This window comes from Faecalibacterium sp. An122 (assembly GCF_002160895.1).
Lineage (GTDB): Bacteria > Bacillota > Clostridia > Oscillospirales > Ruminococcaceae > Faecalibacterium.
In genome coordinates this window covers 1-16,814 of record NZ_NFLL01000012.1, presented here as the reverse complement: position 1 = coordinate 16,814, position 16,814 = coordinate 1, and the positions used below count along the sequence as shown (strand labels likewise).

Genomic DNA, 16,814 nt, shown 5'->3' with positions numbered 1-16,814 from the left:
CCAACGACCTTTCAGGAGAAACAGCCTATGCACGAAGACGAATTTGAGCTGACTTTTGAGCTGGAACCACCCGCACCGGCCCCGCAGCCCAAACAGGACGTGCCTGCGTCCTTTGCGCCGGAGCAGGAAAAAGCTCCCGCCGCAGAGATTCCGGCTGCAGCCGAGCCGCCTGAACTGCCTGTGGAGGAGCCCCCTGCAGCGACTGCATCGGAGCCCTGTCCCGCACCGGCCCGGCCGGCGGCGGAACCTTCCGCCCCGCAGCCCTGCCATACCCCCGCCCGCGGGGTGTTGATCTCGGGGGGCGACCGGGGCATCGGCGCAGCGGCAGCCCGCGCCTTTTATCAGGCGGGGTATCGGGTGGCGGTGCTCTACCACACCAACACCCAGGCCGCCGCAGCCCTGGAGGCCAGCCTGCCCGGCTGCATCGCCCTCCAGTGCGACGTGGCCAGCCGTTCGGCCTGTGAGGCGGCGTTTGCCGCGGCCGCCGCGGCTCTGGGCCATGTGGACATTCTGGTCTGCAACGCCGGCATCGCCCAGCAGAAGCTCTTCACCGACATCGCCCCCGACGAGTGGCAGCGTATGCTGGACGTCAACCTGACCGGTGCCTTCCACCTGTGCCAGCTGGCGCTGCCCGGGATGATCCGCCGCAAGTGGGGGCGGATTCTCACGGTGAGCAGCATGTGGGGCCAGACCGGCGGCAGCTGTGAGGTCCATTATTCGGCGGCCAAGGCCGGCCTGATCGGCCTGACCAAAGCCCTGGCCCGGGAGGAGGGGCCCAGCGGCATCACGGCCAACTGTGTGGCCCCCGGCGTCATCGACACCGATATGATGGCGTCCTTTACCGATGCGGACCGGGAGGCCCTGGCGGAAGAAACCCCGGTGGGCCGCCTGGGCAGCGCAGAGGAGGTGGCCCGGGCCCTGCTGTTCCTGGCAGGGGAAGAGGCCGGGTATATCACGGGGCAGGTGTTCGGCGTAAATGGCGGGCTGGTGATTTGAACCGCCCCGCCGCCTGACCTCTGGAGCAAAAAGGAGAGAGAAATATGGGCATGACCTTAAAAGAGATGCTGCGCAAAGGCGCCAACGAGGGGACCGTCAACGCGGACGAAGTGCGCGCACTGGCGCAGGAATGCGGCCTGGACACCGAGAGCCTGTACACCATTCTGGAGGAACGGGGGATCAAGATCCAGGAGAACGAGGCATCCCTGGACGTGGACGGCATCCTGGCAGAGGTGGAGAGCGCCGAGAACAGCGCCAACGACGACTACGACGAGCCCGAGGAGGACCGTCTGGAGGAGAATCCCGCCGACCTGAAGGCGGCGATGGATGAGCTGCTGGACGACCCCGTCAAGAATTACTTAAAGCAGATCGGCCAGATTCCGCTGTTGTCGGCGGAGCAGGAGGTGGAGCTGAGCCGCCGGATTCATGCCGGCGCCGAGGCGGCCCGCATCCTGCAGGCCGACCGCCGCAAGTATAACCGCCCCGATTACATCAAGCGCAACACCGCCCGGTTCTCGTTTGAGGAGGACGAGAACTCCCCCGACTACGAGGAGCCGGAGGAGGATCTGGATCCCGAGGACCGCAAGGATAAAGAGAACCCGGAGGAATCCGCCGAGGAGGCCGCCGAGGTGAAGGAAGCCATGGAGGCCGTCGAGGACGGCCCCCTGACCGACGAGCGCCGGGAAGAGCTGATGAAGGCCCGTCAGGACGGCCTGAACGCCCGCCGCAGCCTCAGCGAGGCCAACCTGCGTCTGGTGGTGTCCATCGCCAAGAAGCATGTGGGCCATAACCTGGCGTTCCTGGACCTGATTCAGGAGGGCAACATCGGCCTGATCAAGGCCGCCGAAAAGTTCGACTGCGCCCGCGGCTTCCGGTTCTCCACCTACGCCACCTGGTGGATTCGCCAGGCCATCACCCGCGCCATCGCGGACCAGGCCCGCACCATCCGCATCCCGGTGCACATGGTGGAGACCATCAACCGGATGCGCCAGGCCACCAGCCAGCTGGTGTACCAGAACGGCCATGAGCCCACCGCCGAGGAACTGGCCAAGGCCATGGACATGACGGTGGAGCGCGTCCGCGAGATCCAGCGGATGGCCCAGGAGCCCGCCAGCCTGGAGAGCCCGGTGGGTGAGGAGGAGGACTCCTCCCTGGGCGATTTCGTGGCCGATGAGAACGCCGAGGCCCCCGGCAAGGCCGCTGACCGCGCCATGGTGGCCCAGCAGATCAACCTGGCCCTCAAGAGCCTGACCCCCCGCGAGGAGAAGGTCATCCGCCTGCGCTTCGGCCTGGACGACGGCCGTCCCCGCACCCTGGAGGAAGTGGGCCGCGACTTCGGCGTCACCCGTGAGCGTGTCCGCCAGATCGAGGCCAAGGCCATCCGCAAGCTCCACAGCCGCAAGTGCCTGACCCTCCTCAACGGCCTCATCGAGTGATGCCGGGCCAAACGCCCCGGCCCACTTGCACAGAGTGCTCAAATATGGTATAATAACCGCCAAAGCGGTTATTTGACCCAGAGGAATGTGCTTCGCACGGATTGGTTTTTGTCTGCTCTAGCAGACACGGTATAATAATTATCTGCACGGTGCGTCCGCTTTTGGCGGACCGCCGTGCAGTCCGATGCGCCATCGCCAAGCGGTAAGGCAGGGGACTTTGACTCCCCCATCGCAGGTTCGACTCCTGCTGGCGCAACTGAAAACCCCGCATGGAGGCTTTGGAGCCTCTGTGCGGGTTTTTTTGTTGTTTGGATGGGAAAAGTTATGCCCGGGAGGCAAAACCCTTCCAGGGGCCTCGTTTTCCTTTCTGCTGCACGGGGCGTCCTGCGGCCCTGCCGCGCCGCAAAAAGCCGCCCTCCCGGTTTTGTCCGGCCCCGCCTTGTCGGCCCCTGGCTGTTCCCGCGGGTCACCCAAAGGCCTCCGGCCGCTCCCTTGCGGCTCTGGGCCGGGTTCCGGGCCGCCCTGACGGCCCTGGCTTTCCCTGTCGGCCTTGAACGGCCCCGGCGGGCCTCCAATGGCCCCCGCGCCCGCCGCCCGCTCCCGCGGGACCTGCAAGGAGGACGGGCCCTTGGGGTTCCCGGCCGGGCCGGTCATCGGGTTCTATCCCAAACCGGTGGAAGTCGTCTCCCTCTTCGCAAAAGGCGGTATGCGCCGTCATCGGCGCACAGCGTCTTTTGCCTCTCTCTATGAGAGAGACAGGAACAGTTACATGTACAGTTACAGGGACAGGGACAGTTACAGGAACAGTTACAGTTACAGCCGGTTTTGCCGAAAACCAAAGCGGCAAATCCGGCATTTGCCGCTTTTGCCGCCCTTTGCCGACTTTTGCCGCTTTTTGCCGGAAATATCCGGCGGAAAGGCCCCCGGCCGCTCTGCCCATGGTTTCCGGCGGGCCTCCAATGGCCCCCGCGCCCGCCGCCCGCTCCCGCAGGACCTGCAAGCAGGACGGGTCCTTGGGATTCCCGGCGGGGCTGGTCATCGAGTTCTATCCCAAACCGGTGGAAGTCGTCTCTCTTCGCAAAAGGCGGTATGCGCCGCCACCGGCGCACAGCGTCTTTTGCCTCTCTCTTTAACTCTCTCTATGAGAGAGACAGGAACATGTACAGTTACAGTTACAGGGACAGTTACAGGGACAGTTACAGGAACAGTTACAGCTTGATTTGCTACCGTTTGCTTAGCAAAAGTAGCATTTGCTTGATTTGCTTGCGTTTGCCTGGCAAATGAAGCATTTGCTTGACCGACAGGGGTGTCCTGTCCGGCCGGGGGCATCCGGGCGGCCCGGAGAGAAGCCCGGCGGCGGAAAACGCGACAGAGAACGGGATGACGAACCGCGGCGGCGGAAAACGGGCAGAGACGGCAGCCGCAGGGGAGGAAAAAGTCCTGCCAAAGGGACCGGGCCTGTGGTACAATCAGACCGACAGAAAAGGGCGGAGCGCCGCCCATGCGGAGGAGGAAGGCAGGATGAAGGACTGGGATTTCGGGTTTTACGGCAAGGGCGCCTGGGGCTACGCCCACTACAAGCAGGCGTTTGACCGAACGCAGAAACCCGGCAAGCCTCAGACCGGCGGGCCGGGGGGCGGCCTGGGATGCCTGCTGTGCGGGCTGGGGGTGGTTCTGGCTGTGGCAGGTCTGGCGTGGTTTGCTTGGCTGCTGGATGGGCTGGGGGCGCTGCTGGGGTGACGGCGCCGCCCCGGGGCAGAGCACAGGCCGGCGGGCCCGCACACAAACGGAAAGCGGCGCTTCCCGGCCGGTGAGGCTGCGGGAAACGCCGCTTTGACTTTGGGAATATGGATGCCTGTACAGGAGAATTAGTCCAGTTCCAGAGCGCCGGTGTACAGCTGGTAGTAGGTGCCCTTGAGGGCGATCAGCTGTTCGTGGGTGCCGCGCTCGATGATCCGGCCATGGTCCAGCACCATGATGGCGTCGGCGTTCTGGACGGTGGACAGACGGTGGGCGATGACGAAGGTGGTACGGCCGCTCATCAGGGCGTCCATGCCGCGCTGGACAATGGCCTCGGTGTGGGTGTCGATGGAGCTGGTGGCCTCGTCCATGATCATGACCGGGGGGTCCGCCACGGCGGCCCGGGCAATGGCCAGCAGCTGGCGCTGGCCCTGGGACAGGTTGGCGCCGTTGCCGGTCAGCATGGTGTTGTAGCCGTCGGGCAGGCGGCGGATGAAGTCATCCGCACCCGCCAGCTTGGCGGCGGCGATGCACTCCTCGTCGTGGGCGTCCAGGTTGCCGTAGCGGATGTTCTCCATGACGGTGCCGGTGAACAGGTTGGTGTCCTGCAGCACGATGCCCAGGGAGTGGCGCAGGTCGGCCTTCTTGATCTTGCGGATGTTGATGCCGTCGTAACGGATCTTGCCGTCCTGGATGTCGTAGAACCGGTTGATCAGGTTGGTGATGGTGGTCTTGCCGGCGCCGGTGGAGCCCACAAAGGCCACCTTCTGGCCCGGCTTGGCGTACAGGGAGATGTCGTGCAGGACGGTCTTTTCGGGCACATAGCCGAAGTCCACGTCATAGAACCGCACGTCGCCCTGCAGGCGGGTGTAGGTGATGGTGCCGTCGTGGTGGGGATGCTTCCAGGCCCAGACGTTGGTCCGCTCGGGGTATTCCTCCAGGGTGCCGTCCTCTTTCTCGCGGGCGTTCACCAGGGTGACGTAGCCCTCGTCCACCTCGGGCTCCTCGTCCAGCAGGGCAAAGATCCGGTGGGCGCCGGCCAGGCCCATGACCACCATGTTCACCTGGTTGGACACCTGGCCGATGGCGCCGGCGAACTGCTTGGTCATGTTCAGGAAGGGCACCACGATGCTGATGCTCAGGGCCATGCCCGACAGGCTCAGGTTGGGGGTGCCCCACAGCAGCAGGCTGCCGCCCACCAGGGCCACCAGAACGTAGGTCACGTTGCCCATGTTGGCCAGCAGGGGCATCAGGATGTTGGCGTAGCGGTTGGCCTTTTCGCTGTTCTCGAACAGCTCGTCGTTGACCTTGTCAAAGTCGGCCTTGGCGCCGTCCTCGTGGCAGAAGACCTTGATGACCTTCTGGCCGCTCATCATCTCCTCCATGAAGCCCTCGGTTTTGGCGATGGTGATCTGCTGCTGGAGGAAGTAGCTGGAGGAGTGGCCGCTGACGTAGCGGGCGGTGAAGAACATGATGATGACGCCGAACAGCACCACCAGGGCCAGCCAGATGCTGTAGTAGATCATGATGCAGAAGACGCTCAGCAGGGTGACGCCCGAAATCATCAGCTGGGGCAGGCTCTGGCTGATGAGCTGGCGCAGGGTGTCGATATCGTTGGTGTAGAAACTCATGATATCGCCGTGGCTGTGGGTGTCGAAATAGCGGATGGGCAGGTCCTGCATGTGGTCAAACATCTTTTCGCGGAGTTTGGCCAGGGTGCCCTGGGTGATGATGGCCATCAGCTGGTTGAAGGCAAAGCTGGCGGCCAGGCTGACCACATACATGGACACCAGGATGGTCAGCAGGCGGAAGATGGTGCCCGAAGCCGAGGCCCAGTCGCCGGTGCGGTAGGTGGCCTCCACCACGGCGATGGCGTTCTGCATGAACACCGAGGGCAGCGAGCTGACGATGGCGTTGACCAGGATGCAGCACAGGGTGATGGGCAGCAGGACCGGATAGAACGAAAAGATGGTGCGGATCAGGCGGGCAGCGACGCCCTTGGGGGCGCGCTTGCCGCGCCCGGTGCTGGTGGTGTTATTCGGCATCCTTGTCACCTCCTGCCGGATTCTGCGATGCACGGTTCTGGGATGTATAGATATCGCGGTAGACCGCATTGGTCTGCATCAGTTCCTCGTGGGAGCCGATGGCGGTGATGCGGCCGCCCTCCATCATGATGATGCGGTCGGCGTCCTGGACGCTGGCCACACGCTGGGCGATGATGATCTTGGTGGTCTCGGGGATGAACTCCCGGAAGCCCTGGCGGATCAGCGCGTCGGTGCGGGTATCCACGGCGGAGGTGGAGTCGTCCAGAATCAGGATCTTGGGCTTCTTCAGCAGGGCACGGGCGATGCACAGGCGCTGCTTCTGGCCGCCCGACACGTTGGAGCCGCCCTGCTCAATCCAGGTGTCGTACTTGTCGGGGAACAGCTGGATGAATTCGTCGGCCTGGGCCAGGCGGCAGGCCTCCTCCATCTCGGCGTCGGTGGCGTTGGGGTTGCCCCAGCGCAGGTTGTCCTTGATGGTGCCCGAGAACAGGACGTTCTTCTGCAGCACCACGGCCACCTGGTTGCGCAGGGTTTCCAGGTCGTACTTGCGGACGTCCACGCCGCCCACCTTGACGCTGCCCTCGGTGACGTCGTACAGACGGGGGATCAGCTGGATCAGGCTGGACTTGGACGAGCCGGTGCCGCCCAGAATGCCGATGACCTCGCCCGACTTGATGTGCAGGTCGATGTCGGACAGAGCGAAGCGCTCGGCCTTCTTGGAATACTTGAAGCTGACGTGGTCAAAGTCGATGGAGCCGTCCTTCACCTCGGTCAGGGCGTTTTCGGGGCTGTGGAGGGTGCTCTCCTCGTCCAGCACCTCCACGATACGCTCGGCCGATTCCTGGGACATGGTGATCATGGCGAACACCATGGACAGCATCATCAGGCTCATCAGGATCTGGAAGCTGTAGGTCAGCATGGAGGACATCTGGCCCACGTTCAGGTCCAGGCCCTGGGTGGTGATGACGGTGTAGGAGCCGTAGGACATGACGAACACCATGCCCACGTAGATGCAGAACTGCATCATGGGTCCGTTCAGGGCCATGATCCGCTCGGCCTTGGTGAAGTCCTTCTGGACGTCCTCGGCGGCAGCGGCAAACTTTTTCTTCTCGTAGTCCTCACGGACGTAGCTCTTGACCACCCGCATGGCCTGGACGTTTTCCTGTACCGAGTCGTTCAGGGCGTCGTACTTGCGGAACACCCGGCGGAACAGGGGGGTGGCGGCCCGGATGACCAGCAGCAGGGCGATCAGCAGCACCGGGATGGTGAACAGGAAGATCACGGCCAGACGGCCGCCCATCACAAAGCCCATGACGAAGGAGAACACCAGCATCAGGGGGCAGCGGATGGCCACGCGGATGATCAGCATGTAGGCCATCTGGACGTTGGTGATGTCGGTGGTCAGACGGGTGACCAGGCTGGACACCGAGAACTTGTCGATGTTTTCAAAGGAATAGTCCTGGATCTTGTAGAACATATCCTTGCGCAGGTTGCGGCCAAAGCCGGCGGAGGCGTTGGCGCAGGTGGCGCCGGCGGCGGCGCCGAAGATCAGGGACACCACCGCCATGACCAGCAGGGACACACCGTACCGCACGATGACGTCCATGGAGCAGCCGGCCTGCATCTGGTTGACCAGGTTGGCGATCACAAAGGGGATCGCACACTCCAGAATCACCTCCACCGTGACCAGCAGAGGGGTCAGGATCGAGGTTTTCTTGTACTCACGGATCGAGTGAGACAAGGTCTTGATGATGTGAGTCATTCCTCGTGGATTCCTCCTTAAAATAGTGTGGGGGACGGCGCCGCAGCGCCATCCCTTTGTTCCTGTACGAACTGTTCAGAGCCGGATTGTTGCAAGCCGGATCAACGCCGGTCACGGCTCGGCGGGCGGGACGTCCTCGGCCTGTTCCAGGTTCTGGGCCATGGCGGCCGCAATCTCCTTGAACAGCTGCACCTGCCCCTCCGACAGCCCGCGGGTCAAAACCGCATCGGTCTGCCGCAGGCAGGCGCGGACCTGAGCGTCCAGCTCGGCGGCCCGCTCGGTGGGCACCAGGCTTTTCAGCCTGGCATCGGTGGAAACGCTCTCCCGCCGGATGATATCCTTCTTTTCCAGCTGCTGCAGGATGCCGGTGGCGGTGGAGCGGCTCATGCCGAACACCTGTTCGATGTCCCGCTGGAACACCGGCCCCTGCTGGCAGTGGACCAGGATATAGTAGATGACCCGGCTTTGGATGGCGGTGATGCCAAGACCCTGGAGGGTGACGTTCAGCCTCCGTTTGACCTTGCGCGACACCAGGTTGACCAGAGCACCGCAGTCTTTTTCCAATTTGATCCCACCCCCTTTCGGGCCGGAAAAGCCCTGTTTTATAGTTCGCTTACGAACAACAGATTAGCGGCTTTTCTTAGGATTGTCAAGAATGGTCCATAGAACTTTCACCTTTTTTTCACATATACTCTTGCACAAAAATTCTCTGTTAAATTTGTCACAAATGACGGAGCCGTTCGCTCTGCAACAAAAGCCGCGTCCCCGCGCCGGAAAAACCCTCTTCCGCCCCGGTGTTCCGGCGAAAAGGCGGCCGTATGCACCCCCGGGCGGCGGGCTGCATACGCTGGGAGGAAACAGGTGAAGGGGACAGGTTTTTGCCCCCGGGAAAAGTGATGTATTTTTATCCATAAAAAAAGAATGACTCTCGACAAACGGTTTTGGGGTTTGTTATAATAAGAATGGTAACTGTAATTACATAGCAGGGGGCAGGGAGGGGCTGCCGCCCATACGACAGAACAGGAGGAAACGGGATGAGCCGCTATCTGGAACCCCGGATTCGGACCCGGTTTGTGAACAAAGCGGTCCGGTTCAACTGGAACCTGATGCGTTTGCTGGGGATTTACGGGATTGTGACCCAGATCGTCAATATAGCGCGGGTGCTGCTGTGGAACCATGTGGGCCTGGGCACCCTGAACAATCGGATTTACTTTGGATTTTATGCGGCGCTGCTGGCGCTGTCGGCGGTGTTCCTGGCGGGGGGCTGGCTGATGAAGGACCAGCCGGTGGAGGAGAACTACCGGATGCAGATGGTGCTGGCCAGCCTGCTGGTGGTGTGGCAGACCCTGTTCGGGATCTACGACATCAGCCGTTCCATTTCCATCGGCAAAATCGGGACGGTGACCGCCCTGGTGGCCTTTGCGGCCCTGCCCATGGTGGAGCCGCTGTACGCGGTGGTCAATCTGGCTCTGAGCTATGGGACCCTGATGCTGTTTTTGTCCACCCTGGGGGACGCCGAGGCGGTGTTCAATTATGCGCTGGTGGCCCTGGTGAGCTTTGTGATCTACTTTGCCCGGATCGAGCATATCCGGGTGGAGCTGCTGCAGCAGAGCGAGATCGAGAGCATGAACCGGACCCTGGAGGAAAACGAGGAAAAATTCCTCCTGACCAACGAACAGTATGAGCTGCTGCTCCAGAAAGGGCGGCTCATCGCCTTTGAGTGGGACATCCGCACCGACGTGGTGCGGTTCACCCACGCCTGGAAGGAGATTTTCAACGGTCCCCAGCGGATCGAGAACATCAAGGAATACATCGAGAACGCCCCCTCCCTCAAGCGGCGCCAGAAGGACGAGATTTTCCAGTGCATGAAGAACGCCCGCCGCAGGCTGGCCTATCAGAAAAAAGACCTGTTCCTGCCGGTGAAAACCGGGGAACAGCGGTGGTTCGAGCTGCAGCTGGCCCTTCAGTGCGACGGGGACGGCAATCCGGTGCTGGGTGTGGGCCTGCTGTTCGACATCATGGACCAGAAAAGCCGGATCATCGAGCTGCAGAAAGAGCTGCTGATGGACAACTTCACCAAGACCCTCAACAAGACCGCCCTGGAGAGCTATGCGGCCCGCCGGCTCCATGAGATGGGCCCGGGCGAGCGGCTGGGGATGCTGGTGCTGGACATGGACGACTTCAAGAACATCAACGACACCTATGGGCACCTGTGCGGGGACTATGTGCTGGTGCAGCTGGGCGAGCTGATGAATAGCCTGGCCCCCGGCCGCACCCGCGTGGGACGGCTGGGCGGGGATGAGTTCGGGGCCATCCTGGACCTGTCCAATGAGGTCCAGGCGGCGGAGGATTACGCCGCCCGGCTGATTCAGGAGGTCACCAACATCCGGTGGGCCAGCCAGGACCTGCCGGTGGCCTGCAGCATCGGCATTGCGGTCTGTACCGGCGGCACCTCCTATCCGGACCTGTACGCCGCCGCCGACAAGGCCCTCTATCAGGCCAAGCGGGCTGGCAAAGGCCGCTACGCCGTGGCCCCCCTCATCGAGACCCCCGAAGAATCCTGACCCAAACAAAAAATCCGCCGTTCCCCGGACTGAACCGGAGAGCGTGCGGATTTTTGTTTTATATGGATGGGAGCGGGCGGCTCAGACCACCCCGGCGCGGCACTGTTCGATGAACTGCTTGGCGGCCCGGGGGCTGCGGCCGCCGGCCCGGATGGCGAAGGCCTCGCCCATGGTGACCAGCTGCTGTTCCGGGATGGTCAGCTGATACTGACGGGCCAGCTCCAGCAGAATCTGGCTGTAGAGGGCCTTGTCGGGCCGCTGGAAGGTGACCACCAGACCAAACCGGGCCGACAGGCTCATCATTTCCTGGCGGGTGTCGGCCTCGTGGATGTCGTCGCCGGTGCGGTCGGTCATGGTTTCCTTCACCAGATGGCGGCGGTTGGAGGTGGCGTACACCGCAATGTTGGCGGCCCGGCCTCCGGCGCTGCCCTCCAGAATGGCCTTGAGGGCGGCGAAATTGTCGTCGTTGGAGGCAAAGCTCAGGTCGTCGATGAACAGGATGAACTTGAGCGGGTTGGCCGCCAGCTGGTCCATCAGGTCGGGCAGCAGGTAGAGCTGGTTTTTCTTCACCTCCACCAGACGCAGTCCCTCGGGGGCGTACTCGTTGACGATGGCTTTCACCGCGCTGGACTTGCCGGTGCCGGCGTCGCCGTACAGAAGGACGTTGTTGGCCGGCAGGCCCGCCAGCAGGGCCTTGGTGTTGGCCAGGATCTTTTCCCGCTCCCGCTCGTAGCCGGGCAGGTCGGCCAGCCGCTGGGGATCGGGATGCCGCACCGGGGTCAGCCTGCCCTCCTCATTCAATGTAAAGACGTGGTGGCGGGCAAACATGCCGTATCCCAGCCGGCCCATCTCGGACAGACGGGCCTCGTAGCTGGCCGCCAGGCCGGTGGGATGGGCGGTCCACCGGGGCAGGAAGGCCAGTTCTTCCCGCTGGGCCGGGGTCAGGCCGGCGGCCAGCAGCAGCTGGTCCAGGCCCAGCCCCGACAGCTCCTCCAGAAAGTGCAGCTCGCTGTCCAGGGCCTTTTCCAGGGCCGGGGACAAAGCGCCCCGGGCCGCCCGGCGGGCGCAGATGTTTTCGCATTCCAGCACCGCCGCCGTCAGATACTCGCTGAAATCGTCGGTGTCGGCCCCGAACAGCAGCGCCTCAAACTGCCCCGCCGCCTGGCATACCGCACCGCGGCCCGCCCCGTCGGCCAGGGCCTGGACAAAATGCGCGTAGGCCGCAATCACAGGGTCTTCCAGCAGCCCGCGAAAGACCGCCAACCCTCCCAGCCGCGCGCTGAGATCCTGTATTTTCATTGGAATATCCCCCTCGCATCAAACAGTGGAAATGGTATATATACCTTCTAAGTATAGTGCAGGGCAGGGGAAAAGTCCAGCCCGGCGGCCGGAGGCCACAGAGGCGGAGAAAACCGGTTTTTCGGCCCGGAGACTGGGTTTTGGAGCGGTGCGGGGGAATTTAGCACAGTGAATTATTTTCATGTGAAAGACGAATCGCGTTGCAAAATATATTGATTGACAAGACGCCCTTTTTCTAGTATAGTAAATTTCAACACAAACAACAAAAATGCGTGGATGGGAACAAGTAACCCGCGGGAGATTTGCTGCTCAGAGAGCCGCCGGACGGTGCAAGGCGGCCGGCGGCCCGCGCGCCAAGTCCTCCCGGAGCAGCCTGCTGAGCAGCCCGTCGCGGGTCCCGTAAGCAGTGCCGGGTGCACCCGTTATCGTGCAGGGCCTTATCGGAACCAGAGGGGAAGTGAGGCCCGTGAGAGGGCGCGGCCAACGCCGTGTCAACGAGAGTGGTACCGCAGAGAACTTACGTATTAAGGTCTTTGTCTCTTGGGCAACAGGGGACGAGGGCTTTTTTATTTATCGCGGCCGGCCCCTGGACGTTGGCTTTGGTTAGGAGTAAAGAGGAGGGAAAAACATGCTGCTCAACGGTTCTCAAATTTTCGTCGAGGTCCTCTGCGAGCAGGGCGTCGATACCATTTTCGGCTACCCTGGGGGCGCAGTGCTGAACCTATACGACGAACTGTATAAAAATGCAGACCGGATCACCCATGTGCTGACCGCCCACGAGCAGGGCGCGTCCCATGCGGCGGACGGCTACGCCCGGGCCACCGGGCGCACCGGCGTGGTGCTGGCCACCAGCGGTCCGGGCGCCACCAACCTGGTCACCGGTATCGCCACCGCCTATATGGACAGTATCCCCATGGTGGCCTTCACCGGCAACGTCTCCACCGACCTGCTGGGCCGCGACAGCTTCCAGGAGGCCTACATCGAGGGCATCACCATGCCCATCACCAAGCACAACTTCACCGTCCGCCGGGTGGAGGACCTGGCCGACACCATGCGGGCGGCCTTCCGCATCGCCCAGAGCGGCCGCAAGGGCCCCGTCCTGGTGGATATCCCCAAGGACGTCACCGCCAACAAGTGCGAGTTCACCCCCAAGCAGCCCGAGCCCATCCGCACCGTCACCACCTTTGATGAAAAGGAAGTCTCCTGGGCGGCGGACCTCATCAATGGCGCCGAGCGGCCCCTGGTCTACTTCGGCGGCGGCGTCCGCAGCGCGGCCAGCTGCCAGCCCCTGCGGGACCTGATCCATAAGGCCGGCATCCCCGCCACCTACACCCTGATGGGCGCCGGCGTGGTGCCCTACGGCGATCCTCTGAGCCTGGGCATGATCGGCATGCACGGCTGCTACACCGCCAACCGGGCGGTCAGCGAGGCGGACGTGGTGGTGGCCATCGGCACCCGCTTTTCCGACCGGGTGGCCCTCAAGCCCAGCACCTTCGCCAAGAAGGCCACCATCATCCAGATCGACATCGACCCCAGCGAGGTCAACAAGAACGTGCAGGTGGACCTGTCGGTGGTGGGCGACGCAGCCTATATCCTGCAGGCCATGCTCCCCAAGATCAAGGAGGCCCAGCACCCCGAGTGGATGGCCCAGATCCATGACTGGCAGGCCCACGATTACCACCCGGTGTCCGACCCCAGCCGCCTGATGCCCCATCAGGTCATCGGCGAGATCTGCAGCCAGTGCGGCCCCGAGGCCGTCTACGTCACCGACGTGGGCCAGCACCAGATGTGGGCCGCCCAGTACCTGCGCCACACCAAGAGCCGCGGCTTCATCACCAGCGGCGGCCTGGGCACCATGGGCTTCGGCTACGGCGCCGCCATCGGCGCCCAGATGGCTCTGGGCCGGGACCAGCGGGTGGTGATGCTCACCGGCGACGGCTCCTTCCATATGAACCTCAACGAGGCCTGCACCGCCGTCAGCTACAACCTGCCCATCATCACCGTCATCTTCAACAACCAGGTTCTGGGCATGGTCCGCCAGTGGCAGACCGCCTTCTACGGCAAGCGCTACTCCCAGACCGACCCCCACCGCCACACCAATTTCGTCAAGCTGGCCGAGGGCTTCGGCCTCAAGGGCTACCACTGCGAAAACCTGGCCCAGTTCCAGGCCGCATTCGCTGAGGCCCTCAAGAACGACGGCCCCACCTGGATCGAATGCATGATCGGCAAGGACGAAAAGGTGCTGCCCATGATTCCGGGCGGCGGAGACATCCGGGATATTATGATGGAATAAAGGAGGGACCAGCATGGAACATACGGAACAGCGCAAGGTGGTCAGCCTGCTGGTGGATAACCAGACCGGCGTTCTGGCACGGGTGTCCAGCCTGTTCACCCGCCGCGGCTTCAATATCGAGAGCCTGACCGTCTCGGCCACCAACGACCCCACCATCAGCCGCATCACCGTCACGGTGTACGGCGATGAAAACCGCCTCAATCAGCTTTTGCTCCAGACCGAGCGTCTGGAGGTGACCCGCCAGGTGTTTGTGCTGGACGATCGCAAGGCCCTCCAGCGGGAGCTGCTGCTGCTGAAGGTGGCGGCCACCGTGGTCAACCGGGCCGAGCTGCGGGAGATCGCCAGCATTTACAAGGCGAAAATCATCGACCTGTCCCCCGACAGCATGGTCTTTGAGCTGACCGGCAAGCCCGACAAGGTAGACGCCTTCCTGCGGATGTTCGAGGGCTACACCATTCTGGAGCAGTGCCGCACCGGCGTGACGGCCATGGAGCGGGGCGGGATGCACCAGCGGATGCAGAAGCCGCCCCAGGAAATCCGGGCGGTCCAGTTCCCGCTGCCGGGCCAGAGCTGCCCCAAATAACATTGGTTTTTCGCTCCTCGAGAGGGGGACGGAGAGAAATAGATCTTCTGGCATTCTGAAACGAGAAACAGTAAAAGGAGACAACGATTATGGCAATCAAGAAGTATTACGACAGCGACTGCAACCTGGGTGTTCTGGACGGCAAGACCGTTGCCATCATCGGCTTCGGCAGCCAGGGCCATGCACATTCCGAGAACCTGGCCGAGAGCGGCGTGAACGTGGTGGTGGGCCTGCGCAAGGGTTCGAGCCACTGGGCCAAGGCATCCGAGTTTGCCGCCAATCACCCCAACTTCCAGGTGATGGAGGTTGAGGACGCCGCCAAGGCCGGCGACGTGGTCATGATGCTGGTGCCCGATGAGCTGTGCGCCGACATTTACTATAAGCAGGTGGCTCCCTACATGACCGAGGGCAAGGCCCTGGCCTTTGCCCACGGCTTCAACATCCACTTCAAGACCATCACTCCTCCCAAGAACGTGGACGTCATCATGATCGCCCCCAAGGGCCCCGGCCACATTGTCCGCCGCCTGTACACCGAGGGCGAGGGCTGCCCCTCTCTGATCTGCGTGGAGCAGGACTACACCGGCAAGGCCAAGGAGATCGCCCTGGCTTATGCTTCCGGCATCGGCGCAGGCCGCGCCGGCATTCTGGAGACCACCTTCCGTGAGGAGACTGAGACCGACCTGTTCGGTGAGCAGGCTGTCCTGTGCGGCGGCGTCTGCGAGCTGATCCACGCCGGTTTCGACACCCTGGTGGAGGCCGGCTACGCCCCCGAGATGGCCTACTTTGAGACCTGCCACGAGATGAAGCTGATCGTCGACCTGATCAACGAGGGCGGCTTCTCCAAGATGCGCTACTCCATCTCCAACACCGCCGAGTACGGCGACTACCGCACCGGCAAGCGCCTCATCACCGAGGAGACCCGCAAGGAGATGAAGAAGGTCCTGACCGAGATCCAGGACGGCACCTTTGCTTCCGAGTTCCTGACCGAGATGAGCGACAAGGGCGGCCGCAAGGTCCACTTCCTGGCCCAGCGCCGCATGGAGGCCGAGCACCCCATCGAGAAGGTTGGCTCTGAGCTGCGCAGCATGATGAGCTGGCTGAAGAAGTAAGAGACTGTTTCTTTCCGGCCCCGGTGGCGACGCCGGGACCGGTTTTTTGATTTGGCAGAAGGGAGATACACCCCATGAGAAGCGATAATGTGAAGAAGGGTTCGGAGCGGGCGCCCAACCGCAGCCTGTTTTATGCCCTGGGCTATACCCCCGAAGAGCTGGACCGCCCCCTGATCGGCGTGGTGTCGGCCTACAGCGAGATTGTGCCGGGCCACATGAACCTGGACAAGATCGCGGATGCGGTCAAGGCCGGCGTCCAGATGGCCGGCGGCACCCCCATCCTGATGCCGGCTATCGGCGTGTGCGACGGCATCGCCATGGGCCACGTGGGCATGAAATACAGCCTGCCCAGCCGTGAGCTGATCTGCGACAGCGTCGAGACCATGTGCCAGGCCCACCAGCTGGACGGCCTGGTGCTGGTGCCCAACTGCGACAAGATCGTTCCCGGCATGGTGATGGCCGCCGTCCGCCTGGACGTGCCGGCGGTGGTCTGCTCGGGCGGCCCCATGCTGGCGGGCAGCTACGGCGGCGAGGAGGTCAGCCTGTCCAAGATGTTCGAGGCGGTGGGCGCCTATAAGGCGGGCATGATCTCGGACGACCAGCTGGAGGACTGCACCTGCAATTGCTGCCCCAGCTGCGGCAGCTGCTCGGGTATGTATACCGCCAACAGCATGAACTGCCTGTGTGAGGCGGTGGGCATCGCCCTGCCCGGCAACGGCACCATTCCGGCGGTGTACTCCAAGCGCCTGCAGCTGGCCAAGCACGCCGGCATGGCGGTGATGGAGCTGGTGCGCAAGAACATTACCGCCCGCCAGATCATCAACGAGCGGTCCCTGCGCAACGCCCTGACCTGCGATATGGCTCTGGGCTGCTCCACCAATACGGTGCTGCACCTGCTGGCCATCGCCCACGAGGCAGGGGTGCCCATCGACCTGAAGATGTTCAATGAGATTTCGGCCCGCACCCCCAACCTGTGCCACCTGGCCC

General features: G+C 63.0%; 12 protein-coding genes and 1 tRNA gene. 9 read left to right on the top strand and 4 right to left on the bottom strand.

Annotation, left to right across the window (positions count from 1 at the left end; translation table 11 throughout):
• The first annotated feature begins 27 nt into the window (after positions 1-27).
• From B5E67_RS08910 to B5E67_RS08895, 4 genes are all read left to right on the top strand, one after another.
• The gene (locus tag B5E67_RS08910) at positions 28-996 is read left to right on the top strand and encodes an SDR family NAD(P)-dependent oxidoreductase (RefSeq protein WP_087384791.1); all 969 of its coding nucleotides are present in this window, start codon (positions 28-30) and stop codon (positions 994-996) included.
• A gap of 44 nt (positions 997-1,040) precedes the next feature.
• Entirely contained in the window at positions 1,041-2,432 is a 1,392-nt protein-coding gene (locus tag B5E67_RS08905; protein ID WP_087248584.1) for a sigma-70 family RNA polymerase sigma factor, read from the top strand.
• 185 nt (positions 2,433-2,617) lie between these two features.
• Positions 2,618-2,688, top strand: a tRNA-Gln gene (locus B5E67_RS08900).
• A 1,265-nt stretch (positions 2,689-3,953) separates the two neighbouring features.
• Positions 3,954-4,172, top strand: a complete 219-nt coding sequence (locus tag B5E67_RS08895; RefSeq protein ID WP_087384789.1) for a hypothetical protein — start codon at positions 3,954-3,956, stop codon at positions 4,170-4,172.
• Between the two features lie 128 nt (positions 4,173-4,300).
• Here the strand turns inward: B5E67_RS08895 and B5E67_RS08890 are convergent, their stop codons facing one another.
• From B5E67_RS08890 to B5E67_RS08880, 3 genes are all read right to left on the bottom strand, one after another.
• Positions 4,301-6,217, bottom strand: coding sequence for an ABC transporter ATP-binding protein (locus B5E67_RS08890; RefSeq protein WP_087248589.1), 1,917 nt, complete (start codon positions 6,215-6,217; stop codon positions 4,301-4,303).
• Complete coding sequence (locus B5E67_RS08885) at positions 6,207-7,970, bottom strand: ABC transporter ATP-binding protein (protein ID WP_087384876.1); 1,764 nt, start codon at positions 7,968-7,970, stop codon at positions 6,207-6,209. The genes B5E67_RS08890 and B5E67_RS08885 overlap by 11 nt, the downstream gene beginning before the upstream one ends.
• A gap of 120 nt (positions 7,971-8,090) precedes the next feature.
• Positions 8,091-8,543, bottom strand: a complete 453-nt coding sequence (locus B5E67_RS08880) for a MarR family winged helix-turn-helix transcriptional regulator (RefSeq protein ID WP_158098865.1) — start codon at positions 8,541-8,543, stop codon at positions 8,091-8,093.
• A 470-nt stretch (positions 8,544-9,013) separates the two neighbouring features.
• On the opposite strand from B5E67_RS08880, the gene B5E67_RS08875 reads away from it, so the two are divergent.
• On the top strand, positions 9,014-10,543 hold the full coding sequence (locus B5E67_RS08875; protein ID WP_087384785.1) for a GGDEF domain-containing protein: 1,530 nt from the start codon (positions 9,014-9,016) through the stop codon (positions 10,541-10,543).
• Positions 10,544-10,624: 81 nt separating this feature from the next.
• Here the strand turns inward: B5E67_RS08875 and B5E67_RS08870 are convergent, their stop codons facing one another.
• Complete coding sequence (locus B5E67_RS08870) at positions 10,625-11,842, bottom strand: ATP-binding protein (RefSeq protein WP_087247588.1); 1,218 nt, start codon at positions 11,840-11,842, stop codon at positions 10,625-10,627.
• A 628-nt stretch (positions 11,843-12,470) separates the two neighbouring features.
• Between B5E67_RS08870 and ilvB the strand changes: the two genes are divergently transcribed.
• From ilvB to B5E67_RS08850, 4 genes are all read left to right on the top strand, one after another.
• On the top strand, positions 12,471-14,135 hold the full coding sequence (gene ilvB / locus B5E67_RS08865; RefSeq protein WP_087384783.1) for a biosynthetic-type acetolactate synthase large subunit: 1,665 nt from the start codon (positions 12,471-12,473) through the stop codon (positions 14,133-14,135).
• 13 nt (positions 14,136-14,148) lie between these two features.
• Complete coding sequence (ilvN, locus tag B5E67_RS08860; protein WP_087247583.1) at positions 14,149-14,718, top strand: acetolactate synthase small subunit; 570 nt, start codon at positions 14,149-14,151, stop codon at positions 14,716-14,718.
• An 89-nt stretch (positions 14,719-14,807) separates the two neighbouring features.
• Positions 14,808-15,827: a ketol-acid reductoisomerase gene (gene ilvC, locus B5E67_RS08855; RefSeq protein WP_087247581.1), complete on the top strand. Its 1,020-nt coding sequence runs from the start codon at positions 14,808-14,810 to the stop codon at positions 15,825-15,827.
• Between the two features lie 74 nt (positions 15,828-15,901).
• Positions 15,902-16,814, top strand: a 913-nt coding sequence (locus B5E67_RS08850; protein WP_204246541.1) for a dihydroxy-acid dehydratase, incomplete at its 3' end; no start/stop codon positions are given.

Bases quoted from the DNA above. Each gene is read 5' to 3' on its own strand.
- B5E67_RS08910 (WP_087384791.1), top strand. From the start codon at position 28: ATGCACGAAGACGAATTTGAGCTGACTTTTGAGCTGGAACCACCCGCA.
- B5E67_RS08905 (WP_087248584.1), top strand. From the start codon at position 1,041: ATGGGCATGACCTTAAAAGAGATGCTGCGCAAAGGCGCCAACGAGGGG.
- B5E67_RS08895 (WP_087384789.1), top strand. From the start codon at position 3,954: ATGAAGGACTGGGATTTCGGGTTTTACGGCAAGGGCGCCTGGGGCTAC.
- B5E67_RS08890 (WP_087248589.1), bottom strand. From the start codon at position 6,217: ATGCCGAATAACACCACCAGCACCGGGCGCGGCAAGCGCGCCCCCAAG.
- B5E67_RS08875 (WP_087384785.1), top strand. From the start codon at position 9,014: ATGAGCCGCTATCTGGAACCCCGGATTCGGACCCGGTTTGTGAACAAA.
- B5E67_RS08870 (WP_087247588.1), bottom strand. From the start codon at position 11,842: ATGAAAATACAGGATCTCAGCGCGCGGCTGGGAGGGTTGGCGGTCTTT.
- ilvB (WP_087384783.1), top strand. From the start codon at position 12,471: ATGCTGCTCAACGGTTCTCAAATTTTCGTCGAGGTCCTCTGCGAGCAG.
- ilvN (WP_087247583.1), top strand. From the start codon at position 14,149: ATGGAACATACGGAACAGCGCAAGGTGGTCAGCCTGCTGGTGGATAAC.
- ilvC (WP_087247581.1), top strand. From the start codon at position 14,808: ATGGCAATCAAGAAGTATTACGACAGCGACTGCAACCTGGGTGTTCTG.